At 73.6% G+C, this 21,321-nt stretch carries 24 protein-coding genes; 13 read left to right on the plus strand and 11 right to left on the minus strand.

What is annotated here, in order from left to right; genetic code table 11:
- Window positions 1–9 precede the first annotated feature (9 nt).
- Entirely contained in the window at window positions 10–639 is a 630-nt protein-coding gene (locus tag ACIRYZ_RS11280; RefSeq protein WP_402942225.1) for a response regulator transcription factor, read from the plus strand.
- 12 nt (window positions 640–651) lie between these two features.
- On the opposite strand, the gene ACIRYZ_RS11285 is transcribed toward ACIRYZ_RS11280, so the two are convergent.
- Complete coding sequence (locus ACIRYZ_RS11285) at window positions 652–1,560, minus strand: transglutaminase family protein (RefSeq protein WP_402942227.1); 909 nt, start codon at window positions 1,558–1,560, stop codon at window positions 652–654.
- A 31-nt stretch (window positions 1,561–1,591) separates the two neighbouring features.
- Window positions 1,592–2,527: a GNAT family N-acetyltransferase gene (locus ACIRYZ_RS11290; RefSeq protein WP_402942229.1), complete on the minus strand. Its 936-nt coding sequence runs from the start codon at window positions 2,525–2,527 to the stop codon at window positions 1,592–1,594.
- A 200-nt stretch (window positions 2,528–2,727) separates the two neighbouring features.
- Here ACIRYZ_RS11290 and fdxA point away from each other — a divergent pair, with 200 nt between their 5' ends.
- Together fdxA and dapC are read left to right on the plus strand one after the other, a co-directional pair.
- Entirely contained in the window at window positions 2,728–3,054 is a 327-nt protein-coding gene (gene fdxA, locus ACIRYZ_RS11295) for a ferredoxin (protein WP_350511846.1), read from the plus strand.
- 20 nt (window positions 3,055–3,074) lie between these two features.
- Window positions 3,075–4,238 (plus strand): succinyldiaminopimelate transaminase, encoded by a 1,164-nt coding sequence (dapC, locus tag ACIRYZ_RS11300; protein WP_402942231.1) that lies wholly within the window; start codon window positions 3,075–3,077, stop codon window positions 4,236–4,238.
- A gap of 90 nt (window positions 4,239–4,328) precedes the next feature.
- Here dapC and ACIRYZ_RS11305 read toward each other — a convergent pair whose 3' ends face one another.
- Together ACIRYZ_RS11305 and ACIRYZ_RS11310 are read right to left on the minus strand one after the other, a co-directional pair.
- A complete protein-coding gene (locus ACIRYZ_RS11305) occupies window positions 4,329–5,132 on the minus strand; it encodes a hypothetical protein (RefSeq protein ID WP_402942233.1) in 804 nt (267 codons plus the stop codon).
- Between the two features lie 309 nt (window positions 5,133–5,441).
- A complete protein-coding gene (locus ACIRYZ_RS11310; RefSeq protein ID WP_402942235.1) occupies window positions 5,442–6,509 on the minus strand; it encodes a hypothetical protein in 1,068 nt (355 codons plus the stop codon).
- 145 nt (window positions 6,510–6,654) lie between these two features.
- Here ACIRYZ_RS11310 and dapE point away from each other — a divergent pair, with 145 nt between their 5' ends.
- Both dapE and ACIRYZ_RS11320 read left to right on the plus strand, forming a co-directional pair.
- Window positions 6,655–7,731 carry a succinyl-diaminopimelate desuccinylase gene (gene dapE, locus ACIRYZ_RS11315; protein WP_393024773.1) on the plus strand — a complete coding sequence of 359 codons (1,077 nt, stop codon included), beginning with the start codon at window positions 6,655–6,657 and terminating at the stop codon, window positions 7,729–7,731.
- A gap of 113 nt (window positions 7,732–7,844) precedes the next feature.
- A complete protein-coding gene (locus ACIRYZ_RS11320; protein ID WP_402942237.1) occupies window positions 7,845–8,654 on the plus strand; it encodes a TIGR00730 family Rossman fold protein in 810 nt (269 codons plus the stop codon).
- 141 nt (window positions 8,655–8,795) lie between these two features.
- Here ACIRYZ_RS11320 and folP read toward each other — a convergent pair whose 3' ends face one another.
- On the minus strand, window positions 8,796–9,608 hold the full coding sequence (gene folP, locus ACIRYZ_RS11325; RefSeq protein ID WP_393025184.1) for a dihydropteroate synthase: 813 nt from the start codon (window positions 9,606–9,608) through the stop codon (window positions 8,796–8,798).
- Between the two features lie 180 nt (window positions 9,609–9,788).
- On the opposite strand from folP, the gene ACIRYZ_RS11330 reads away from it, so the two are divergent.
- Both ACIRYZ_RS11330 and ACIRYZ_RS11335 read left to right on the plus strand, forming a co-directional pair.
- The gene (locus ACIRYZ_RS11330) at window positions 9,789–10,217 is read left to right on the plus strand and encodes a DivIVA domain-containing protein (protein WP_402942238.1); all 429 of its coding nucleotides are present in this window, start codon (window positions 9,789–9,791) and stop codon (window positions 10,215–10,217) included.
- Window positions 10,214–10,813 carry a DNA-3-methyladenine glycosylase I gene (locus ACIRYZ_RS11335; protein ID WP_402942240.1) on the plus strand — a complete coding sequence of 200 codons (600 nt, stop codon included), beginning with the start codon at window positions 10,214–10,216 and terminating at the stop codon, window positions 10,811–10,813. The genes ACIRYZ_RS11330 and ACIRYZ_RS11335 overlap by 4 nt, the downstream gene beginning before the upstream one ends.
- Window positions 10,814–10,816: 3 nt before the next feature.
- On the opposite strand, the gene ACIRYZ_RS11340 is transcribed toward ACIRYZ_RS11335, so the two are convergent.
- A complete protein-coding gene (locus tag ACIRYZ_RS11340; RefSeq protein ID WP_402942241.1) occupies window positions 10,817–11,617 on the minus strand; it encodes an enoyl-CoA hydratase-related protein in 801 nt (266 codons plus the stop codon).
- 296 nt (window positions 11,618–11,913) lie between these two features.
- On the opposite strand from ACIRYZ_RS11340, the gene ACIRYZ_RS11345 reads away from it, so the two are divergent.
- Window positions 11,914–12,081, plus strand: a complete 168-nt coding sequence (locus tag ACIRYZ_RS11345; protein ID WP_270144370.1) for a DUF3117 domain-containing protein — start codon at window positions 11,914–11,916, stop codon at window positions 12,079–12,081.
- A gap of 98 nt (window positions 12,082–12,179) precedes the next feature.
- Here the strand turns inward: ACIRYZ_RS11345 and ACIRYZ_RS11350 are convergent, their stop codons facing one another.
- A complete protein-coding gene (locus ACIRYZ_RS11350) occupies window positions 12,180–12,812 on the minus strand; it encodes an O-methyltransferase (protein WP_380615729.1) in 633 nt (210 codons plus the stop codon).
- Between the two features lie 288 nt (window positions 12,813–13,100).
- On the opposite strand from ACIRYZ_RS11350, the gene sigE reads away from it, so the two are divergent.
- The 4 genes from sigE to ACIRYZ_RS11370 all read left to right on the plus strand — a co-directional run bounded on the left by sigE (window position 13,101) and on the right by ACIRYZ_RS11370 (window position 16,302).
- Window positions 13,101–13,832, plus strand: coding sequence for an RNA polymerase sigma factor SigE (gene sigE, locus ACIRYZ_RS11355; RefSeq protein ID WP_402942658.1), 732 nt, complete (start codon window positions 13,101–13,103; stop codon window positions 13,830–13,832).
- The gene (locus ACIRYZ_RS11360) at window positions 13,829–14,839 is read left to right on the plus strand and encodes a zf-HC2 domain-containing protein (protein WP_402942243.1); all 1,011 of its coding nucleotides are present in this window, start codon (window positions 13,829–13,831) and stop codon (window positions 14,837–14,839) included. The genes sigE and ACIRYZ_RS11360 overlap by 4 nt, the downstream gene beginning before the upstream one ends.
- 127 nt (window positions 14,840–14,966) lie before the next feature.
- Window positions 14,967–15,401 carry a sec-independent translocase gene (locus ACIRYZ_RS11365; protein ID WP_387626423.1) on the plus strand — a complete coding sequence of 145 codons (435 nt, stop codon included), beginning with the start codon at window positions 14,967–14,969 and terminating at the stop codon, window positions 15,399–15,401.
- Between the two features lie 223 nt (window positions 15,402–15,624).
- Window positions 15,625–16,302 (plus strand): hypothetical protein, encoded by a 678-nt coding sequence (locus ACIRYZ_RS11370; protein ID WP_402942245.1) that lies wholly within the window; start codon window positions 15,625–15,627, stop codon window positions 16,300–16,302.
- A 103-nt stretch (window positions 16,303–16,405) separates the two neighbouring features.
- On the opposite strand, the gene ACIRYZ_RS11375 is transcribed toward ACIRYZ_RS11370, so the two are convergent.
- The 4 genes from ACIRYZ_RS11375 to ACIRYZ_RS11390 form a co-directional block, all read right to left on the minus strand.
- Window positions 16,406–17,566, minus strand: a complete 1,161-nt coding sequence (locus ACIRYZ_RS11375; RefSeq protein WP_393024797.1) for an Mrp/NBP35 family ATP-binding protein — start codon at window positions 17,564–17,566, stop codon at window positions 16,406–16,408.
- Window positions 17,567–17,622: 56 nt separating this feature from the next.
- Complete coding sequence (locus ACIRYZ_RS11380; protein ID WP_402942247.1) at window positions 17,623–18,252, minus strand: DUF1003 domain-containing protein; 630 nt, start codon at window positions 18,250–18,252, stop codon at window positions 17,623–17,625.
- Window positions 18,242–19,528 carry a magnesium transporter MgtE N-terminal domain-containing protein gene (locus ACIRYZ_RS11385; RefSeq protein ID WP_393024803.1) on the minus strand — a complete coding sequence of 429 codons (1,287 nt, stop codon included), beginning with the start codon at window positions 19,526–19,528 and terminating at the stop codon, window positions 18,242–18,244. Before ACIRYZ_RS11385 ends, ACIRYZ_RS11380 begins: the two co-directional genes overlap by 11 nt.
- A 161-nt stretch (window positions 19,529–19,689) precedes the next feature.
- Complete coding sequence (locus ACIRYZ_RS11390) at window positions 19,690–20,229, minus strand: hypothetical protein (RefSeq protein WP_402942250.1); 540 nt, start codon at window positions 20,227–20,229, stop codon at window positions 19,690–19,692.
- Window positions 20,230–20,392: 163 nt separating this feature from the next.
- Between ACIRYZ_RS11390 and ACIRYZ_RS11395 the strand changes: the two genes are divergently transcribed.
- Complete coding sequence (locus ACIRYZ_RS11395) at window positions 20,393–21,319, plus strand: DMT family transporter (protein WP_402942251.1); 927 nt, start codon at window positions 20,393–20,395, stop codon at window positions 21,317–21,319.
- Window positions 21,320–21,321: the final 2 nt, after the last annotated feature.

Raw genomic sequence — 21,321 nt, forward strand, 5'->3', positions numbered from 1 at the left:
GTCTTGACCATGGGTAACACAGAGAACAGCCTCTCGATCCGCGTGCTGCTCGCCGAGGACCAGGGCATGGTCCGCGAGGCGCTGGCGGCGCTGCTCGGGCTGGAGGGGGACATCGACGTCGTCGCGCAGGTGGGCCGCGGGGACGAGGTGGTGGAGGCGGTGCTGGCGAACGACGTGCAGGTCGCCGTGCTGGACATCGAGATGCCGGGCATGACGGGCATCGAGGCGGCCGCCGAGCTGCACCGCAGGGCGCCGCGGACGAAGGTGGTGATCGCGACGACCTTCGGCCGCCCCGGCTATCTGCGCCGGGCGATGGAGTACGGCGCGGACGCCTTCCTGGTGAAGGACGCGCCCGCCTCCGAGCTCGCCGAGGCGATCCGCCGGGTGCTGCGCGGCGAGCGGGTGATCGACCCGGCGCTGGCGGCGGCCGCACTGGCCGAGGGCGCCAACCCGCTGACCGCGCGCGAGCGGGACGTGCTGGGGGCGGCCGCCGACGGCGCGGTGAACGCGGACATCGCCAAGCGGCTGCACCTGTCGGAGGGGACGGTCCGCAACTACCTGTCGATGGCGATCCAGAAGACCGAGGCCCGCAACCGCACCGAGGCGGTCCGGATCGCCCGGGAGAAGGGCTGGCTGTAACCCCGCGGACGGTCAGTTGAGCCGGTGCCGGGCCGCCCTGGCCTCCTGGCGGACCTTGGCGGCGGTGTCCGGGTCGAAGGCGTCCAGGATCTGCGCGTAGGCGTCCATCTCCGCCGAGCCGCCGAGGAAGTCCCCCGTCCGCACCAGGAGTTCGGCCCGTTCCAGCCGGAGCTGGGCCGGGTGCCGGGGGAGCAGTAGGGCGAGTTCGGTGGCCCACAGCTGGGTGCGGGCGTGCTCGGGCCGGTCGGCGGCCCAGGCCCGGATGTTGCCGAGCACCCGCAGCACGATGTCCAGCGGCTGGGCGGGGGTGAGCAGGTCGGGGGTGAACTCGTGCCCGGCGGTGGCGACCAGTTGTTCGACGTCGGCCGGGTCGAGCAGCCGGCCGCCGTGGAAGGGGTCGGCGAGCACGTAGTCCTCGCCGCCGGCCGGGCCGCCGACCGCGACGATGAAGTGGCCGGGCAGCCCGATGCCGTGGACGGTGAGCCCGGCCCGCCGTCCGACCGCCGTCCACACCAGCGAGAGCATGATCGGCAGTCCGCGCCGGCGCCGCAGCACGTCCGGCAGCAGCGAGGACTCCAGCCGCCTGTAGTCGGACATCCGCCCGTGGAACCGCTCCCGCCCGCCGAGGACGGCGGCGAGCAGGGCGGCGGTCTCCTCCGGGCCGGAGGGCGAGCGCTCGGCGACGGCGAGCCGCACGGCGGCCGCGTGCCGGTCCAGCGCGGCCTCGCAGGCGGCGAGCAGGGCGTCGACGCCGGGCGGCTCGCCGACGTCGCCCGGGTCGAGGACCGGGGCGTGCTCGGCGGCGGCGAGCAGGCAGAGCAGCACCGGGTCGGGCTGCTCGGTGCGGGCGGCGGTCCGGAAGCGGTCTCTGCTCTGCTCGGTCACGGTGACGACGACGGCCTTCGTGCGACGGACGGACAAGCGGACAAACGGGGACGTAGCGGTCGGGGGGCTACCCCTGGGGCAGGGGTGCGTAGTGGTAAGTGTGACTGGTAGTGAAGCCGAGTCCGTCATAGAGCGCGATCGCACCGCCGTTCCCGGCCTCGACCTGCAGGTGCGCGCCGCTCGCCCCCTCCTCGGCCGCCCGGGCGGCGAGCACGGCCATGACCGCCGTCGCCAGCCCGGCCCGCCGGGCGTACGGCTGGACCTCGATCGCGCCGAGGCAGGCCCAGGGCCCGTCGATGACGCAGCGTCCGATCGCCAGCGGCGGTTGTCCGGGGGCGCCCGGCACGGTGGCGAACCAGACCGACGGGCCGCCGTGCAGCACCCGCCGGGCCGCCTCCCACACCGCCGGGTCCTCGCTCAGCCGCCCGTACAGCGACATCCAGTCCGCGTCCGCGGTCCGCGAGAGCCGGACCCGGTCGTGCCCGGCGCCGGCCCGGGCCACCCCGGCCAGCGGGGCCGTGCGCACCAGGGTTGGCGAGCGCAGTGGGCCCAGCAGCGCCCGCAGTTCGTCCGTCGTCCCGGGGGTGACCACCTCGACCAGCGCGGGCAGGCCGCGTGCCGCGTACCAGTCCCGGACGGCGGCCAGCGCCTCCGGCAGCGGCAGCCCCGGCTCGCCGAGCGCCTGGACGGAGTTGGCCCGCTGGGTGAACCCGGACGCGGCCCGCAGGGTCCACTCGCCGAGCGCCTCCTGCTCGACCCCGGGCCAGCCGCGCCCGGCGATCCGCTGCAGCTCGACGGGCGTGGCGGCCGGCTGCGGCACGCGCCGGGCCGGGAACAGCGGGACGGCCTTGCCCGCGACCAGCAGTTTCTCCGGGAAGGAGACCGGCTCGCCCGAGCGCGGTGCTACGGTGAGCCCATGATCGTCCCACGATGTGAGCACCCCGATCACATCGCGGAACACCGGACGGTCGTCCACGAACTCGGACACCCGTCGTACGGACACGCGTCGTCCCACGTCAGAGCGATCTATCCGGACTTCCGGGCGGCTGTCCAGCGGGTCCCGAGTCATGATCCGGCCACCTCCTGTGCATTTGCGGTCTCCGACCCGCGATACTAGGGGCGGGCATCGACGACGCCGCGCTCACCGCGCACGCGAGCAGAACAGAACGGGCCGCCAGGGCCCTTCCGAGGAGGAACGACAGCGTGACCTACGTCATCGCGCAGCCTTGTGTCGACGTGAAGGACAAGGCGTGCATCGAAGAGTGCCCGGTTGACTGCATCTACGAGGGCAGCCGTTCCCTCTACATCCACCCGGATGAGTGTGTCGACTGTGGTGCTTGTGAGCCGGTCTGCCCGGTCGAGGCGATCTTCTACGAGGATGACACTCCGGAGGAGTGGAAGGACTACTACAAGGCGAACGTCGAGTTCTTCGACGACCTGGGCTCGCCCGGTGGCGCCTCGAAGCTCGGCCTGATCGAGCGGGACCACCCGTTCATCGCCGCTCTGCCGCCGCAGAACGCCGACCACTGACGATCGGTGGCTACTGAGCTGTGAGCACGAACAGCACGCGCGCGCCGTTCCCGGGCCACCCGGGGGCGGCGCGCCGCGTTTCCGACCGGCTGCCCGTCTTCCCCTGGGACAAGCTGGAGCCCTGCAAAGCCACCGCCCTCGCCCACCCGGGCGGCCTCTGCGACTTCTCCGTCGGCACCCCCGTCGACCCGGTCCCCGAGGTGATCCAGAAGGCGCTGGCCGCCCACACCGACACGCCGGGCTACCCGACCGTCTGGGGCCCCCTGGAGCTGCGCGAGGCGATCGCCGGCTGGCTGCACCGCCGCTGTGGCGCCGAGATCGGCCCGCAGGCCGTCCTGCCGACCGTCGGCTCCAAGGAGCTGGTGGCCTGGCTGCCGACCCAGCTCGGCCTCGGCCCGGGCGACCAGGTCGCCTATCCGCGGCTGGCCTACCCGACCTACGAGGTCGGTGCCCGGCTGTGCGGCGCCGAGCCGGTCGAGTACGACTCGGTGGACGAGCTGGACGGCTCCCGGGTGCGCCTGCTCTGGGTGAACTCGCCGTCCAACCCGACCGGCCGGGTGCTCGGCGGGGACGAGCTGCGCCGCGCCGTCGAGTGGGCCCGGGAGCACCGGGCGCTGCTGGTCAGCGACGAGTGCTACCTGGAGCTGGGCTGGGAGGCCGACCCGGTCTCCGTCCTGCACCCGGACGTCTGCGGCGGCCCTGACGACGGAACGCAGCACGAGGGCCTGCTGGCCGTCCACTCGCTCTCCAAGCGCTCCAACCTGGCCGGCTACCGCGCCTCCTTCGTGGCGGGCGACCCGGTGGTGGTCAAGGAGCTGCTGGAGGTGCGCAAGCACGGCGGCATGATCGTGCCGGCGCCGGTCCAGGCGGCGACGATCGCGGCGCTGGCGGACGACGCCCACGTGGCCGAGCAGCGGGAGCGGTACGCGTCCCGGCGCTCGGCGCTGCGGGCGGCGCTGGAGGCGTACGGCTTCCGCGTCGAGCACTCCGAGGCGAGCCTCTACCTGTGGGCGACCCAGGACCGCCCGTGCTGGGAGACCGTGGCCGAACTGGCCGCTCTGGGCATCCTGGTGGCGCCCGGCGACTTCTACGGCCCGGCCGGCGAGCGCTTCGTCCGGGTGGCCTTCACCGCGACCGACGAGCGGGTCGCCGCGGCCGTCGAGCGGCTGACCGCGGCGCGCTGACGACACGTCGAAGGGGCCGGTGTTCCGAGCGGGAACGCCGGCCCCTTCGGCCTGTGCGGACTACCGGGGGCTACCGGGAACCACCGCGGACTACAGCGGCAGGCCGCTGATGCTGCCGCCGTTGACGCCGCCCAGCAGGCCGCCCACCGGGCCGAGCGCGCCGGTCAGGCCGGAGAGCGGGTTGTGCGGGCCGAGGTCGGCGCCGCCGAGGCGGTTGGCCGAGCCGTGCTCCGCGAGGCCCAGGACGTCGGTGCCGGGCAGGCCGCCGGGCAGGGCGTGCTCGACCGAGCCGACCGGCAGCGCGCGCTGCACCGAGCCGAGCGGCAGCGCGTCGGTGACGGCGTTGGGGCCGGGGACGGCGCTGGAGAGCTTGTCGGTGCCGGGCAGGGCCTGGGCGACGGCGCCCGCCTGGCCGAGCTCGCCGACCGGGCCGGTGCCGGCGTTGGCGCTGCGGGTGCCCGTGCCCTTGCCGGTGACGGCCTCGCCGAGCTTGCCGGCCAGCGCCGAGGCGACCTTCGGGGTGATGGCGGAGAGCTGGCCGGTGGTGGCGGCGGTCTGGTCGACCGGGGCGGTCAGCGAGCTGGCCTTCTCGTTCGCCTCGGGGAGCTGGTGGGCGACGATGCCGCCGGCGGCATCGGCGGAGGCCGGCACGCCCGCGGCGACGGTGGCCGCGCCGGTGGTGCCGGCCGCCTGGCCGAGCTGGTGGGTGGTGTGCTGCAGGGTGGAACCGGTGTCGGTGTTGGTCAGCTGGCCCAGCGGCGCCGCGAGGTCGCTCTTGGGAAGCAGGGCGTCCCCGCCCAGGGCGGACGCGGAGCCGGCCGCGACCAGCGGGGTCGCTCCGGCGGCCACGATGAGCGCGGCCTGGGCGATCCGGCGCGTGAGGGGGTGAGACATGGGGCTCCTCGAAGGGGTCTGGGTCCGTCCCGTCCGCCGGGTGGACGACCGGGCCTGGACGGGACCGGGCGGACGAGGTTGTTACCGCTTGAGAAGCCAGAAGGTTTCGGCCGGGGCAAGGAAAGTTCCAAGCCGACCATCGGATCGTATGACCACAGCGGCGGGGTCCACCGGACCCCGCCGCACCCCGTCGGATCGGCCCCGGCCAAGGGAAGTGACGGTTCTCCACCCGGGTTCGCCGGAACGGGCGGCCGGTCCACCGGAGTTGACCGAAATCACCCGTCCGGCGGCAACCCGTACGTCTGTGCGTCAGCTCTTGTCGTACGGGGCCAGGGTGACCTGAACGAGCTTGGTCGACGTCCCCGAGGTCTGGGCCTGCCAGCCGTCCTCGGACTTGGTCTTGCGCCAGATCTTCCCGTCGTAGGCGACCGTCGCGATGCCCAGCTGCTGGGCCTGCGCGACCGCCCAGTGGGCCACCTCCCAGCCGCTGGTCCGCTCCGCGCTCGCCCCGGCGTCGCCGCCGGCGTCCGCCGAGGAGGTCAGCGCCGCGGTCGCCGGGTCCGGGGTCAGCGAGACCGCGTTCTCGGCGCCCTTGATCGTCGAGGTGTAGCCGGTGGCCGGTGTGACGGTGCGGCCGAACTCCCGGCGCACCCGGTCGGACAGCACCTGGGCACGGTCCGGCAGGGCGACCGGGGTGGCCGAGGCACCCGCGGTCGGCGACGGCGAGTCGGCCGGGTCCGGCTTGGCGTAGTCGTGCACCACGCAGGTGAAGGAGGCCGGCTCGCGCCCGGCCAGCGCCGAGGTCAGCAGGGTCGCCTTGGTCTCGTGCTTGGCGTACGCCTGCGGGTAGCCGCTCTTCTGCACCGCCTGCGCCGCGTCGGTCAGCGGCATCCGGGTGTAGCCGGGCACCTTGACCAGGCCGTCCAGGAACTTGTTGGTCGCGTACACCGGGTCCGCGATCTGCGTCGGGGTGCCCCAGCCCATCGACGGCCGCTGCTGGAACAGGCCGATCGAGTCCCGGTCACCGCCCGCGAGGTTGCGCAGCTTGGACTCCTGCATGGCGGTCGCCAGCGAGATCGCCGTCGCCCGGTCCGGCAGCCCGCGTGACCGCGCCACCGCGGCGATCGTCGCCGCGTTGGAGGCCTGCGGCAGCTCCAGCGTCCCGCTGCCGGCCGCGGTCTTCACCGAGCACTCCTCGGAGACGCCCGGCCGGAACCCGAACCACCAGATCCCGACCACCGCCAGGCCCGCGACCAACGCCAGGCCGAGCAGCCCGACCAGCACGAGCAGCAGCGCGCGCACCGGACCGCGGCGGCGGGGCGCCACTTCATCGCCCAGCTCCTCGCCCAGCTCCTTGCCGCGCCTTCTCCTGGCCACCCTCGCCCCTCTCGCGCCCGCCTTCTTGATCCGACACCGTACCTACTCGGACGGATGTGCGGCGCATCCCGGTTGCCGATCCACGTGCCTTCCGTGTCACGGAACGACCACATCGGCGGCACGGCCACGCGGATAGGCTGACGCCATGAGCAGCCCGAACCCGACGCCCCTGGACCTCACTCTCGACGGCGGCACGCTGACCGCCCGGCTCGTCGACTTCCCCTCGGTGAGCGGCGACGAGCAGGCGCTCGCCGACGCCGTGGAGGCCGCCCTGCGCGGCTACCCGCACCTCACCGTGGACCGGTACGGCAACAACGTGGTCGCCCGCACCACCCTCGGCCGCGGCGAGCGCGTCGTCCTGGCCGGCCACCTGGACACCGTGCCGATCGCCGACAACCTGCCCTCGTACGTCGAGGGGGACCTGCTCTACGGCTGCGGCACCTCGGACATGAAGTCCGGCGTGGCCGTCGCGCTGCGCCTGGCCGCCACCCTGACCGAGCCCAACCGCGACCTCACCTACGTGTTCTACGACTGCGAGGAGGTGGAGGCCCACCGCAACGGCCTCGGCCACCTCGCCAAGGACCGTCCGGAGTGGCTGGCCGCCGACTTCGCGGTGCTGATGGAGCCCAGTGACGCCGTGGTCGAGGGCGGCTGCCAGGGCACCCTGCGGGCGCAGATCCGGCTCTCCGGCGTGCGCGCCCACGCGGCCCGCAGCTGGCTCGGCGACAACGCCATCCACCGCGCCGCCGAGGTGCTCACCCGGCTCGCGCAGTACCAGCCGCGCCGGGTGGAGATCGACGGCCTGGAGTACCGCGAGGGACTCAACGCGGTGCGGATCGACGGCGGCGTGGCCGGCAACGTCATCCCGGACGAGTGCGTGATCACGATCAACTTCCGCTACGCGCCGGACCGCAGCGAGGCCGAGGCGGAGAAGCACGTGCGCGAGGTCTTCGACGGCTTCGAGCTGACCGTGACCGACTTCGCCGCGGGCGCGCTGCCCGGCCTTTCCCAGCCCGCCGCCCAGGCCTTCCTGGCGGCCACCGGCGGCCAGGCCCGGGCCAAGTTCGGCTGGACCGACGTCGCCCGGTTCAGCGCGCTCGGCGTCCCGGCGGTCAACTACGGCCCCGGCGACCCGAACTACGCGCACAAGCGGGACGAGCACTGCTCGCTGAGTGCCATCGCCGAGACCGAGGACCGGCTGCGCGCCTGGCTGACCAGCTGAACCTGGCCCGTTCGGCCACTGATCCGATCAGCTGCTGAAGGCCATCTTCCGGTTGCCCAACCGACCTTCTCCCGTTGCCTGAAAACGGGGGAGGGTCGGCGTAGGGTTTCGTCATGACAGGCACAGGAGACGACAAGCATTACGGACACGGCCCCGAGCAGGTCGGCGTGCCGCGGAAGAAGAAGGCCTGGCCCGAGAAGCAGAAGGGCCCGGTGCTGGTGCGCCGGGACCAGGTCGGCACGAGCACCACGGACCAGCGCCTGCTGGACACCACCGGTCCCACCGACTGGCTGCACACCGACCCCTGGCGGGTGCTGCGGATCACCTCCGAGTTCGTCGAGGGCTTCGGCGCCCTCGCCGAACTCCCGCCCGCGATCAGCGTCTTCGGCTCGGCCCGGACCCCGGTCGACTCGCCCGAGTACGAGGCCGGGGTGGCCATCGGCCGGGCCCTAGCCGAGGCCGGCTACGCGGTGATCACCGGCGGTGGCCCGGGTGCGATGGAGGCCGCCAACCGCGGCGCCTCCGAGGCCGGTGGGCTGAGCGTCGGGCTCGGCATCGAGCTGCCCTTCGAGCAGGGCCTCAACGAGTACGTCGACCTCGGGCTGAACTTCCGTTACTTCTTCGTCCGCAAGACGATGTTCGTGAAGTACGCCCAGGGCTTCGTGGTCCTGCCCGGCGGGCTCGGCACGCTGGACGAGCTGTTCGAGGCGCTGACCCTGGTGCAGACGAAGAAGGTCACCCGCTTCCCGGTGATCCTCTACGGCAGCGCCTACTGGGGCGGCCTCTACGAGTGGCTGAAGACCACCCTGGTCGCGCAGGGCAAGGCGGCCCCGCACGACCTGGAGCTGTTCCACATCACCGACGAGATCGACGAGGTCATGAAGATCCTCGCCGACGCCCGCCGGCCCGCCAACGAGATCTAGCGCGAGCGAGCCCGCGAGCGAGCCGAAGGGGCGCGCCGGTGCCGAAAGCGAGGAGCGACAAGCGAGGCACGAGCGCCGGAGTGACGAACGTCGGCACCGGGTCCGAGCGCCCCGGAGGCGAGCCGAGCGCCAACGGGAGACCTAGGCCAGCCCCCGGCGGGCGACCGCCGGGGGGCGGGTGCCCCGGATCGAGGCGACCATGTCCAGCACCTGGCGGGTCTCCGCGACCTGGTGCACCCGGTAGACCTGCGCGCCCAGCCAGGCCGAGACCGCCGTGGTGGCCAGGGTGCCGAGCAGCCGCTCGTTCACCGGCCGGTCCAGGGTCTCGCCGACGAAGTCCTTGTTGGAGAGCGAGACCAGCACCGGGAAGCCGGTCGCGGTCATCTCCGGCAGCCGCCGGGTGGCCTCCAGCGAGTGCCGGGTGTTCTTGCCGAAGTCGTGCCCCGGGTCGATGATCACCGCGTCCCGGCGGACGCCCAGCCCCACCGCCCGCTCGGCCAACCCGACGGTCACCCGCAGGATGTCCGCCATCACGTCCTCGTACCCGATCCGGTGCGGCCGGGTGCGCGGCTCGGCGCCGCCCGCGTGGGTGCACACCAGCCCGGCGTCGTACCGGGCGGCCACCTCGGCGAGCTTCGGGTCCACCCCGCCCCAGGCGTCGTTCAGCAGGTCCGCGCCGACCTCGCAGACCGCCTCGCCGACCTCGTGCCGCCAGGTGTCCACGCTGATCACCGCGTCGGGGTGGCGCTTGCGCAGCTCGGCCACGAAGGGGACGGTGCGCCGCAGCTCCTCCTCGACCGTGACCTCGTCGCCGGGGCCGGCCTTCACTCCGCCGATGTCCAGGATCGCGGCGCCCTCGGCCATCGCGCGGTCGGCGGCGGCGAACGCGGCCTCGTCGGTGAAGGTCGAGCCCTTGTCGAAGAACGAGTCCGGCGTCCGGTTCACGATCGCCATGATCACCAGCTCGTCCTCACCGAATTCGCGCGGTCCCAGGCGCAGTGCCACCGATGTCTCCTCCACAGCTCCTGCGGGTGCGATGATGGCCCCCGGCCTCACTAGGGACCATGCTGTCATGATCAGTCTGGTTCCCTGGCACTTGATCGAGGACCGGCCGGGAGTTCGGGAGGACAGCTCGTGTTCTGGGTGATCGTGGTCGCCATGGCCGTGGTGGTCGGCGGCGCCGCGCTGGTGGCGCTGGGCGGGGGCGGCTCGATGCCGGAGGCGGTGCCGGACCGCATCGCCGCGCGGCTGCCGCAGGACCGACCGCTGAGCAGGACGGACGTGGACGACCTGCGCCTGCCGATGGCCGTGCGCGGCTACCGGATGGACGAGGTGGACGACGTCCTGGACCGCCTCGGCGCCGAACTCGCCTACCGCGACTCGCGGATCGCCGAACTGGAGGCCGCCGCCCACCTGCGCGGCGCGGTCGAGGCCACCACCGCCCCGGACCCGGGCGCCGAACCGCTGCCGGGCCTGGAGGAGTTCGCCAAGGTGGTCCAGCCCGCCGCCGCGCTCACCGAGCAGCCGGCCCCCGAGGACGCCAAGCCTGGGACGCAGCAGTGACAGAGGTCGTCGAAGGCGCGGTGCTCGGCGCGGACGGCCTGCGCCGCTGTGGCTGGGGCGAGTCGACGGACGACTACCGCGTCTACCACGACACCGAGTGGGGCCGCCCGGTGCACGGCGACGACGCCCTGTTCGAGCGGGTTTGCCTGGAGGCCTTCCAGTCCGGCCTGTCCTGGCTGACCATCCTGCGCCGCCGCGAGGGGTTCCGGGCCGCGTTCGCCGGCTTCCGGATCGCCGAGGTCGCCGAGTTCGGCGAGGCGGACGAGGAGCGGCTGCTCGCCGACACCGGCATCATCCGCAACCGGGCCAAGATCGAGGCGGCGATCGCCAACGCCCGGGTCGCCCGCGACCTGGACGGCGGCCTGGACGCGCTGATCTGGCAGTTCGCCGCCGACCCGGACCGGCCGGCCCCCCGCACGCCGGCGGAGGTGCCGGCCGTCACACCCGAGTCGACGGCGCTGGCGAAGGCGCTGAAGAAGGCGGGCTTCCGCTTCGTCGGCCCGACCACCGCCTACGCCCTGATGCAGGCCTGCGGTCTGGTCGACGACCACCTGGCGGACTGCCACGTCCGCACCGGTGGGAGGAAGCGGCGCTGAGCCTCAGCGCCCGACGTACTTCGGCTTCTCCTTGGCGATGAAGGCGCGCACCGCGATCCGGTGGTCCTCGCTCTCGCCGGCCAGGGTCTGCAGCTCGTCCTCCTTGTCGAGCAGTTCGTCCAGCGAGTGCGAAGCGCCGTACGCCAGCGACTCCTTGATGGCGCCGTAGGCCACGGTCGGGCCCTCAGCCAGCTCGCGGGCGAAGACCCGCGCGGTGGCGGCGAGTTCCTCGGCCGGCACGACCTTGGTGGCCAGGCCCAGCTCCATCGCCTCGGCGGCCTTGACCGTGCGGGGCAGCATCAGCAGCTCGGTTGCCTTGGCGTGTCCGACCAGCCGGGGCAGCGTCCAGGACGCCCCCGAGTCGGCGGTCAGGCCGATCCCGGCGAAGGCGGTGTTGAAGCCGGCCCGGTCGGAGATGATCCGGAAGTCGCAGGCGAAGGCGAGCGAGGCGCCCGCGCCGGCCGCCACCCCGCCGACCGCGGCGACGGTCGGCTTGCGCATCCCGGCCAGCGCCCGGGTCAGCGGGTTGTAGTGCTCGGCGACGGTCCGCAGCGCGCCCTCGCCGGTCTCCTCGAACCGCTTCAGCAGCGCCAGGTGCTCGTTCAGGTCCTGCCCGACGCAGAACGCCCGGTCGCCGGCCCCGGTCAGCAGCACCGCCCGCACCGCCTGGTCCCCGGCCGCCTCGGTCACGGCGTCGCGCAGCGCCACCTTGGTGGCGACGTCCAGGGCGTTCATCGCCTCCGGGCGGTTGATGGTGATGACGGCCAGGCCGCCGTCCAGCTCGTACAGCACGGAATCGGACATGGGGGAGGGCTCCCTAAACGATCGTCGCGTCGGTGGTCGTGCCAGGATGCCGGAGCGCGGGCCGGACTGGGGAGTGTGAGGTATCGCACCTTCCCGTGGTGCCGGTACCGCCGCCGCACCGGGGCTTATGACGCCAATTGCGGCGGTTGGAGTCGGTCCGGCCGATGTTGCACCGAGAGTGATGTTGGTCATCAGGCCGTGGCATGCGGGATAATGGCTTCCGATCAATGCGTTCGATACCGGCGGTGGACGGACTGCCGGTGCGTAGCTGAGCGGTTGCAGGAAGGGGAACGAGCATGGCGGCCATGAAGCCGCGGACGGGTGACGGCCCGCTCGAAGTCACCAAAGAGGGGCGGGGCATCATCATGCGCGTTCCGCTCGAAGGCGGCGGACGCCTCGTGGTGGAGCTCACGCCTGACGAGGCCGAGGCCCTGGGCGATGCCCTCATGAAGGTCACCGGCTGACCGCAGCGGGTGCTCGCCGTCTCCTGGAGACGCACTGCCGGGCCCGGGTACGACGTCACGTCGGCCCGGGCCCGCGCGGTCTCCGGGGCGGGCGGCCCCTACCGCTTGACGGCGCAGAGCAGCCCGTCCGAGACCGGCAGCAGCGCGGGCAGCAGCGCCTCGCTCTCCCGTACGTCCCGGACCAGGTCCCGCACCGCGCCGGTCTGCGGGTCCTGAAGCTCCGGCTCGGCGAGCCGGCCCTCCTGGAAGACCCCCTCGAAGCAGACCATCCCGCCCGGCCGCAGCAGCCGCAGCGCCTCCAGCAGGTACTCCCGGGACTCGGCCGGATCGCCGTCGCAGAACACCAGGTCGTACTGGCCGTCGGCGAGCCGGGGCAGCACCTCCAGTGCCCGGCCCGGTATGAACCGCGAGCGGTTGGCCGCGAACCCGGCCGCCTGGTACGCCTCGCGGGCCAGCTGCTGGCGCACCGGCTCGGAGTCCACCGTGGTGAGCACGCCGTCCGGCCGCATGCCGCGCAGCAGGTAGACGCCTGACACGCCTGTGCCGGTGCCGATCTCGGCCACCGCCTTGGCGTCCAGCGCGGCGGCCAGCAGCCGCAGGCACGCCCCGCCGCTCGGCCCGATGGCCCGTATCCCGGTCCGCGCGGACTGCGCCCGGGCGTAGGTCAGCACCGCGTCCTCGCCCACGTAGGTGTCGGCGAGGGCCGCGCGCGCGGGCCCGAACTCGCTGATGGCTGCCTCTTTCGGAGCCCCGGGTGGCGGCCCGGTGCCGGGGGATGTCGATATTTCCTGCCACAGATTACTGGCCGGGCGGGAACCGCGTACGGCGGCGGGCCGTTGTCACTGAGGACCGGGTGCGGGAGACCTCCCGGGCACTTTTATCCGGGCTTGACGGGTGAGGTGGATATGGTGGTGGCCCTGCTGGGCAGAAGAGCCGACCGAGGAGGTGTGGCCGAGGGCGACGTCCCCGTGCGGCGGCACTCCCGCGGCACCGCGTCGGCCCGTACGCCGAAGCCCGTGATGAACCAGTCTGCGCACTCCGACCTGGACCAGCCCGCCGCCGCGACGCCGGCCGCCGGTACCACCGAGGCCCCCGCCCTCGCGACCTTCGCCGAGGGCCCCGACGCGCAGAGCTGGACTCCGCCCACCTGGGAGGAGATCGTCGAGGCTCACAGCGCCCGCGTCTACCGCCTCGCCTACCGTCTGACGGGCAACCAGCACGACGCCGAGGACCTCACCCAGGAGGTCTTCGTCCGGGTGTTCCGTTCGCTGTCCACCTACACCCCCGGCACGTTCGAGGGCTGGCTGCACCGGATCACCACCAACCTGTTCCTGGACATGGTCCGCCGCCGCCAGCGCATCCGCTTCGACGCGCTCGGCGAGGACGCGGCCGAGCGGCTCGCCTCCCGCGAGCCCAGCCCGGCCCAGCACTTCAGCGACACCCACTTCGACGCCGACGTGCAGCACGCCCTGGACACCCTCGCCCCGGAGTTCCGCGCCGCCGTGGTGCTCTGCGACATCGAGGGCCTGTCCTACGAGGAGATCGCCGCCACGCTGGGCGTCAAGCTCGGCACCGTCCGCAGCCGCATCCACCGCGGCCGCTCGCACCTGCGCGCCGCGCTCAAGCACCGTGCCCCCGGCCAGGTCCCCGGCCGTGAGCGCCGCGGCGGCTCGGAGGAGCCGGTGCCGGTCGGCGCCGTCGCCGCGGAGCCCGCGGCCACACCGGGCGGGCGCGGACGGAGGCGATCGTGAGCGGAGCCAGCCGGTCCGGTCCGGAACGGTCGGAGGCGTCCGACCGGCCCCAGACCTGGCGGAGCTGGGCGCTGGGCCGCCGGGGCGGTGACGACCCCGGTGAGCCGCCGCCGACCGCCGTCCCGCTGCCGGGCGACACGGAGCTGCGTGCCGTGCCCGTACGCCCCGCCGAGCCCGCCGCCGAGGAACACCACCTCGGTGAGCGCCTGTCCGGATTCCTGGACGGCGAGCTCGGCCACGACTCGCGCGAGCGGGTCCAGGCCCACCTGGCCACCTGCCCCCAGTGCCTGGCCGAGGCCGACGAGGGCCGCGCCGTGAAGCACCTGCTGACCCGCACCGACACCCCCGGCCCCTCCTCCTCGTTGATGGCCCGGCTGATGGCCGTCGGCAACCTGCCCGAGGACGGCCCGGCGGACGGCGGCTGGCCGGGCCAGGGCGGCGGTCGGCGCGACGACGACGACCTGCCCGGTGGCGGGCTCGGCGTCACCGGCACGCTCGGCGGCAGCCGGCTCACCGGTGGCTCCTTCGGCCGCGGCGCCGGCGCCTCCTTCGGCGCGGGCGCGCTCGGCGCCGACACCCCGGTGCCCGGGGTCGACCCGCGCGCCTTCGGCCGCGGCTCGATGCTGCGGCCGCTGATGGGTCGGCGCACCGGCCGTCCGGAATCCGCCGTCGGCCCCGACCGCACCGCCGCCCGGCCGCTGCCGGCCGCCGTCCGCTCCGCCGCGCGCGGCCGCCGACTGGTCTTCGCCGCCGCGGGCGCGTTCTCGGTCGCCGCGGTGACGCTCGGCGGCGTCGGCGGCCTCGCCCAGGGCGAGGACCAGCACGGCACCACCGTCAGCCCGATCGGCGGCGGCACCACCGGCCGCGGCGGCCTGGTCCCGATGACCGCGCAGGTCCCGGTGGACTTCCCGGCCCGCCCGGTCGCCGCCACCCGCGAGGCGAGCCCCTCCTCCTCGCCGGAGCGCTACCCGGGCGGCATCGCGGCCCTGCGCCAGCAGATCCGCTAGCCGACACCCCGCCTTCGGGCCCGGCCACCGGCTGGTCTTCACCACGGCTTCATCGCAGCGTGGAGCGGGGACCCGCCGGTGGCCACTACTCTGGAGGAACCGTCGTCCGGCGAGCTAGGGAGCATAGGTGTTCAGCGACGTAGGCGGGCTGGAGATCCTGACCCTGATCGTGATGGCGATCATCATCTTCGGCCCTGACAAGCTGCCGAAGCTGATCCAGGACACCATGGGCTTCATCCGCAAGGTGCGCTCCTTCGCCGACAACGCGAAGGAGGACATCCGCAGCGAGCTGGGCCCCGAGTTCAAGGACTTCGAGTTCGAGGACCTCAACCCCAAGACCTTCGTCCGCAAGCAGCTCATGGGCGGCGAGGAGGACCCGCTGGGCCTCAAGGACATGAAGGACTCGCTCGACATCCGCTCCGTCCTGGACGACAAGCCCGCGGCACCGGTGAACGGCCGCGCGGGCAGCGTGAGTTTCGACAAGGCCGCCCCGGCGCCCGCCTCCGCCGGGGCCCCGCTGCAGCCCGGCGAACGGCCCCCGTTCGACCCCGACGCGACCTGATCGAGCCCGCGCGCACCCCGCGGGAACACGACGCCACCGCCCCGCCCGGCCGTCCGGCTGAGCGGGGCGGCGGCATCCGCGCCGCTATTGTGCTGATTGTTCCCGCTGAGCCGTCCGTCACATCCGCGCTTGCGCGGACCAGGAACGGCCCCCGGGAACGCCGAGGTGCGCCACCATGGGAGCGCGCCACGGCAGGCACACGTGCGTTTGAGGAGGCCCGGGGATGGACGCGACGAGTCAGGCGGGAGGGGCGACGGCCACGGCCGGCGGCCCGGTGGTCGGCGGGCAGGCCGGTCCGGCGGATCCGCTGGTGCCCTACCTGTCCGCGGACTTCCCCTGGTACGGCCTGGACGACGGCTGGACCGGCCGCCGCTACCTGATGCAGGCCGGCGCCAGCGGCCCCCGCGGCTGGGCGGCCGGCAGCATCGACTACGGCACCCTCGGCCACGGCGACGAGCCGGCCAAGCAGTACGAGCCGCGCGAGATGCGCAAGTTCGCGGTCGTAGTCACCGTGGCCCGTCGCGACAGCCGCCGCAGCGCCGACAACACCGGCACTCTGGAGGCGACCTCCGCCTCCTCCGCCGCCTGGCTGGCCGGCTCCGGCCTGCTCGCCGCGACCTGGCCCGGCCAGCTCGACCGCGCGCTGCGCCAGGACTGGCTGGACCAGCAGAGCAGCCTGGCGTGGGACCTCGCCGACGATCTGGCCGGCCCCGGCTGGTCCACCCTCAGCCTGCCGGTCAACGGCCTGCCGCAGCCCTTCCGCTACCGCGAGTCCGAGTACGGCTGGGTGCTCGCGGGTGAGGCCCCCGGTGTCCTCCTCGGCGCCTTCGGCCGCGGCGTCAGCGCCTACGGCGTCGGCTTCGCCACCGTCGCCGATCTGGGCGGCTACACCCGGCCGTAGGAGTCGTGGATACGTCGAGGGCCCGGGTGGGATCCACCCGGGCCCTGCTATTCGCCCGCTCGCCTGTGAGTCGCTGGCTCGGGGCGGGGACTCGCCCGCCCCGTCAGAACTTGTTCTTGGGCGTCAGCCCGAGCGACATGCCCGACAGGCCGCGCTGGCGGCCGCCGAGCTTGCCGGCCACGGCACGCAGGGCGGCGCCGGCCGGGGAGTCGGGGGCGGCGAGCACGACCGGGCGGCCGTCGTCGCCGCCCTCGCGCAGCCGCACGTCGATCGGGATCGAGCCGAGCACCGGGACGGTCGCGCCGACGGTGCGGGTGAGCGCGTCCGCGACGGTCTGGCCGCCGCCGGTGCCGAAGACGTCGATCATCTCGTCGCAGTGCGGGCACGGCATGCCGGACATGTTCTCGATCACGCCGACGATCTTCTGGTGGGTCTGCACCGCGATGGTGCCGGCCCGCTCGGCCACCTCGGCGGCGGCCATCTGCGGGGTGGTGACGATCAGGATCTCCGCGTTGGGGATCAGCTGGGCCACCGAGATCGCGATGTCGCCGGTGCCGGGCGGCAGGTCCAGCAGCAGCACGTCCAGGTCGCCCCACCACACGTCGGCGAGGAACTGCTGCAGTGCGCGGTGCAGCATCGGGCCGCGCCAGACCACCGGGGCGTTGCCCGGGGTGAACATCCCGATCGAGATGACCTTCACGCCGTTCGCCTGCGGCGGCATGATCATGTCCTGGACCTGGGTCGGTCGGCCCTCGACGCCCAGCATGCGCGGCACGCTGTGGCCGTAGATGTCGGCGTCCACCACGGCGACCTTCAGGCCGTCCGCGGCCATCGCGGCGGCCAGGTTGACCGTCACGGAGGACTTGCCGACGCCGCCCTTGCCGGAGGCGACGGCGTAGACGCGGGTCAGCGTGCCCGGCTTGGCGAACGGGATCTCCCGCTCGGGGGCGCCGCCGCGCAGCAGCTGGGAGAGCTCCTTGCGCTGCTCGTCGCTCATCACGTCGAGCTCGACCTCGACGCCGGTCACGCCCGGTACCCGGCCGACCGCGTCGCGGACCCGGGTGACGATGGTGTCGCGCATCGGACAGCCGGAGACGGTCAGGTAGACCGCGACGCGAACCGCGCCCCCCTCGGCGATCTCGACCGATTTCACCATGCCGATCTCGGTGATCGGGCGGTTGATCTCCGGGTCGTTGACGGTCGCCAGGGCCTCGCGTACGGACTCCTCCGTGACGCCGGCAGCGACCTCTGTCTCGTTGGCCATGCCTTGATGGTACGGCTCCGGGCGAACCGCTTAACCGGTCGGTAGCGTGCTGCCGGTCACAACGTCCCGGAGGCGTCCCGGCGTTCGTCCATCTCCTTGAGCAGGGACTGGAGCTCGGACCGGATGAAGTCTCGGGTGGCGACCTCGCCGAGCCCGTGCCGCAGCGCGGCGACCTCGCGGGTCAGGTACTCGGTGTCGGCGATGTTGCGGTCGCTGCGGGCCCGGTCCTGCTCCATGTTGACCCGGTCCCGGTTGTCCTGGCGGTTCTGCGCCAGCAGGATCAGCGGCGCCGCGTAGGAGGCCTGCAGCGACAGCGCCAGGGTCAGGAAGATGAACGGGTACTCGTCGAAGCGCACGGTGGTCGGCAGCAGGGAGTTCCACCCTATCCAGATGACGACCACCACCGTCATCCAGACGATGAACCGCCCGGTGCCGAGGAAGCGGGCGATCCGCTCCGACAGCACGCCGAAGGCCTCGGGGTCGTAGGACGGCAGCGAGAGCAGGCCGGGCCGGACGGTGCGCGGCTGGTCGAGCCGGGTACGGCTGGAACCGCTGATCGGGGCGGTCTCCAGCCGGCCGCCGCCCTCGCGGGTGCGCAGCTCGCGCAGCTGGCGCAGCTCCCGAAGTTCGCCCTGCAGGCGCCGGCGCGCGGAGTCGTCCGGCCGTCCGTTGCGGTCACCGTCCATCGGCCATCTCCTCTCTCTCGTCGTCGCGGGCGTGCAGCGCGGCGTCGCGCCAGTCCTCGGGCAGCAGGTGGTCGAGCACGTCGTCGACGGTCACCGCGCCCAGCAGGTGGTCCGCCTCGTCCACGACCGGCGCGGACACCAGGTTGTAGGTCGCCAGGTAGCTGGTGACCAGCGACAGCGGGGTGTCCGGCGGCAGTGGGTCCAGGTCGTCGTCGACCAGCGAGCCGACCAGCATGTACGGGGGCTCGCGCAGCAGCCGCTGGAAGTGCACGGTGCCCAGGTAGCGGCCGGTCGGGGTCTCGTTCGGCGGGCGGCAGACGAAGATCTGGGCGGCCAGCGCGGGCTTGTGGTCGCTGATCCGGATCCGCGCCAGCGCCTCGGCGACCGTCGCGTCCGGCTCCAGCACGATCGGCTCGGTGGTCATCAGACCACCGGCGGTGTCCTCCTCGTACGACAGCAGGCGGCGCACCGGCGCGGCCTCCTCCGGCTCCATCAGCTGGAGCAGCCGCTCGGCCTCGTCACCGGGCAGCTCGGACAGCAGGTCGGCGGCGTCGTCCGGGTCCATCGCCTCCAGGACGTCGGCGGCGCGCTCGTCCTTCAGCTTGCCGATGATCTCGACCTGGTCGTCCTCGGGCAGCTCCTCCATGACGTCCGCGAGCCGCTCGTCCGGCAGCGCGGCGGCCACCTCGGCGCGGCGCTTGGCGGACAGGTGGTGCATCACGCTGGCCAGGTCGGCCGGGCGCAGCTGTTCGAAGGTGGCGAGCAGGTTGGCCGCGCCCTGGTCCTGCTCGGGCTGCGAGAAGCCGGTGACGTCCTGCCAGTCCAGGGTGAGCCGCTCGCCCTTGCCCTTGCGCAGCCGGCCGGCCCGGCCGACCTGGACGAAGACCTTGCTGATCTCCCACTCGCGCAGGCGGGTCTGCACCATGCCGATGTCCAGCACGGTGACGTCCTCACCGGTCTTGGACCAGGTGACGGTACGGTCCAGCAGCTCGGCGAGCACCAGGGTCTCGGACGGGCGCTGCTCGAAGCGCCGCAGGTTGATCAGGCCGGTGGTGAGCACCTGGCCGGACTCCAGGCTGGTCACCCTGGTCATCGGCAGGAAGATCCGGCGCCGGCCGACGACCTCGACCACCAGGCCGAGCACCCGCGGCGGGCGGCCGCCGAGCCGCAGCGAGACCACCACGTCCCGGACCCGCCCGACCTGGTCGCCGTTCGGGTCGAAGACCGCGATGGCGGAGAGATGGGAGATGAAGACCCGGGTGCCTGGCCCTGCCATGGACTCCCTCTGATCGCTCGACGCCTCGGCAAGGGTGCGCCGAACACACCCGCGGCCCAAGGCTACCCGTGTGTCCGGGGCCGGGCCCGCTGGGCACGGTAGCGGCCGCAGGAGTCGTGGACGCCAACTCCTGCTTACGGCTGGGCGGCCCTCAGCGGCCCTCAGCGGCGCTTGAACAGCAGCTTGGGCAGTCCGGCCGGGATCGGGCGGCGGGTGGTGGCCGGGGTGGGCATCGGCCGGGCCGCGTGCGAGTCGTCCGGCATCGCGCCCGGGCGCTCGCTGAGCGCGCCGACCGGCTCCAGCCGCAGCACCCGGCACTCCCGGGCCCAGCGCTCGGCGATGGCGTCGGTGTCGGGCGCGTTCAGCCGCTTGCCCTTGAGCTCCTCCACGGCGCCCCGCCAGGCCTCGCCGTCCGGCGCCAGCTCCACCACCCTGGCGCCCCAGCCGGTCAGCCGGCCGCCCTTGTCCTTGCTGCGCACCGTGACCACGGCCACGACGCCGGGCTCCAGGCCGTGCAGCGGCTGCTCGCCGCCCCCGCCGACCACCACCACCGCGCCGTCGTGCCAGGCGTGCCAGAGCGGACGGGCCTGCTCCTGGCCGTCCGCGCGCACCCAGAGCAGACCGGACTTCTTCGCGGCCTCCTCCAGCAGGGCCTGGTCGAGGAAGTCGTCGGCGGTCGCGGCGGCGGGCGTACGGTCCATGGCGGACAGCGTACGGCTTCGCCCCCGCCGCCGTCCCTTCCCGTCCACCGGACGTCTCAGCTCCTGTCCACCAGATGTCTCAGCCTCCGGGCGACAGTTCCATTGCGGCGGCACGGGCCTTACCGTATGAGCGCCCAACCACCGTGACCAGCGAAGGAGCGCCGTGCCCGCCGCCCGGCCCGCGACCGCCCCTGCCATCCCCGCCGCCGACCCGCGGCCCGCGCATCCGCTCCCCACCCTCGACCTGCTGCTGCTCGCCGTCTCCATCGCCGGCATCTCGTTCTCCGGCCCGCTGATCAGCGCCACCGCCGCGCCCGCCCTGGCGATCGCCCTCTGGCGCAACGTCATGTCCGTCGGCGTCCTCGGCCCCTACGCGCTGCTGCGCCACCGCGCCGAACTGCGCGGCATCGGCAGCCGGGCGCTGCTGCTCGCGATCGCCGCCGGCGCGCTGCTCGCCGTCCACTTCGCGCTCTGGATGCCCAGCCTGCGGATGACCTCGGTGGCCTCCGCCACCGCCCTGGTCACCACCACCCCGCTGTGGACCATCCTGCTGATGCGGCTGTTCGGCGTCCGGGCCCCCCGCATGGTCTGGCTCGGCACCGTCGTCGCCTTCGCCGGCGTGCTGGTGCTCACCGGCGTGGACCTCTCGCTCTCCCCGCGCGCCCTGCTCGGCGACGCCCTCGCCCTGGCCGCCGGCCTCGCCGCGGCCGGGTACATGCTGCTCGGCGCCGAGGTCCGCAAGACCGTCAGCACCACCGGGTACACCCTGGTCTGCTACACCACCACGGCGGTCGGCCTGCTGGTGATCTGCCTGGCCGCCGGGACGCCGCTGTCCGGCTGGTCGGCCGGGGCCTGGTGGCAGATCGTGCTGCTGATGGTCGCCGCCCAGCTGCTCGGGCACTCGCTCAGCAACCGGGTGGTGCGCAACCTGGGCCCGTCGATCACCTCCACCGCGATCCTGCTGGAGACCCCGGGTGCCGCCCTGATCGCCGCCCTCTGGCTCGGCCAGTGGCCCCCGGCGGCCGCCTACCCGGCGGTGGTGCTGATCCTGCTCGGACTGGTCCTGGTCGCCCGCGGCGGACGCCGGTAGCG

The organism is Kitasatospora sp. NPDC101155, assembly GCF_044768305.1.
In the GTDB taxonomy this organism is placed as follows: Bacteria; Actinomycetota; Actinomycetes; order Streptomycetales; family Streptomycetaceae; genus Kitasatospora.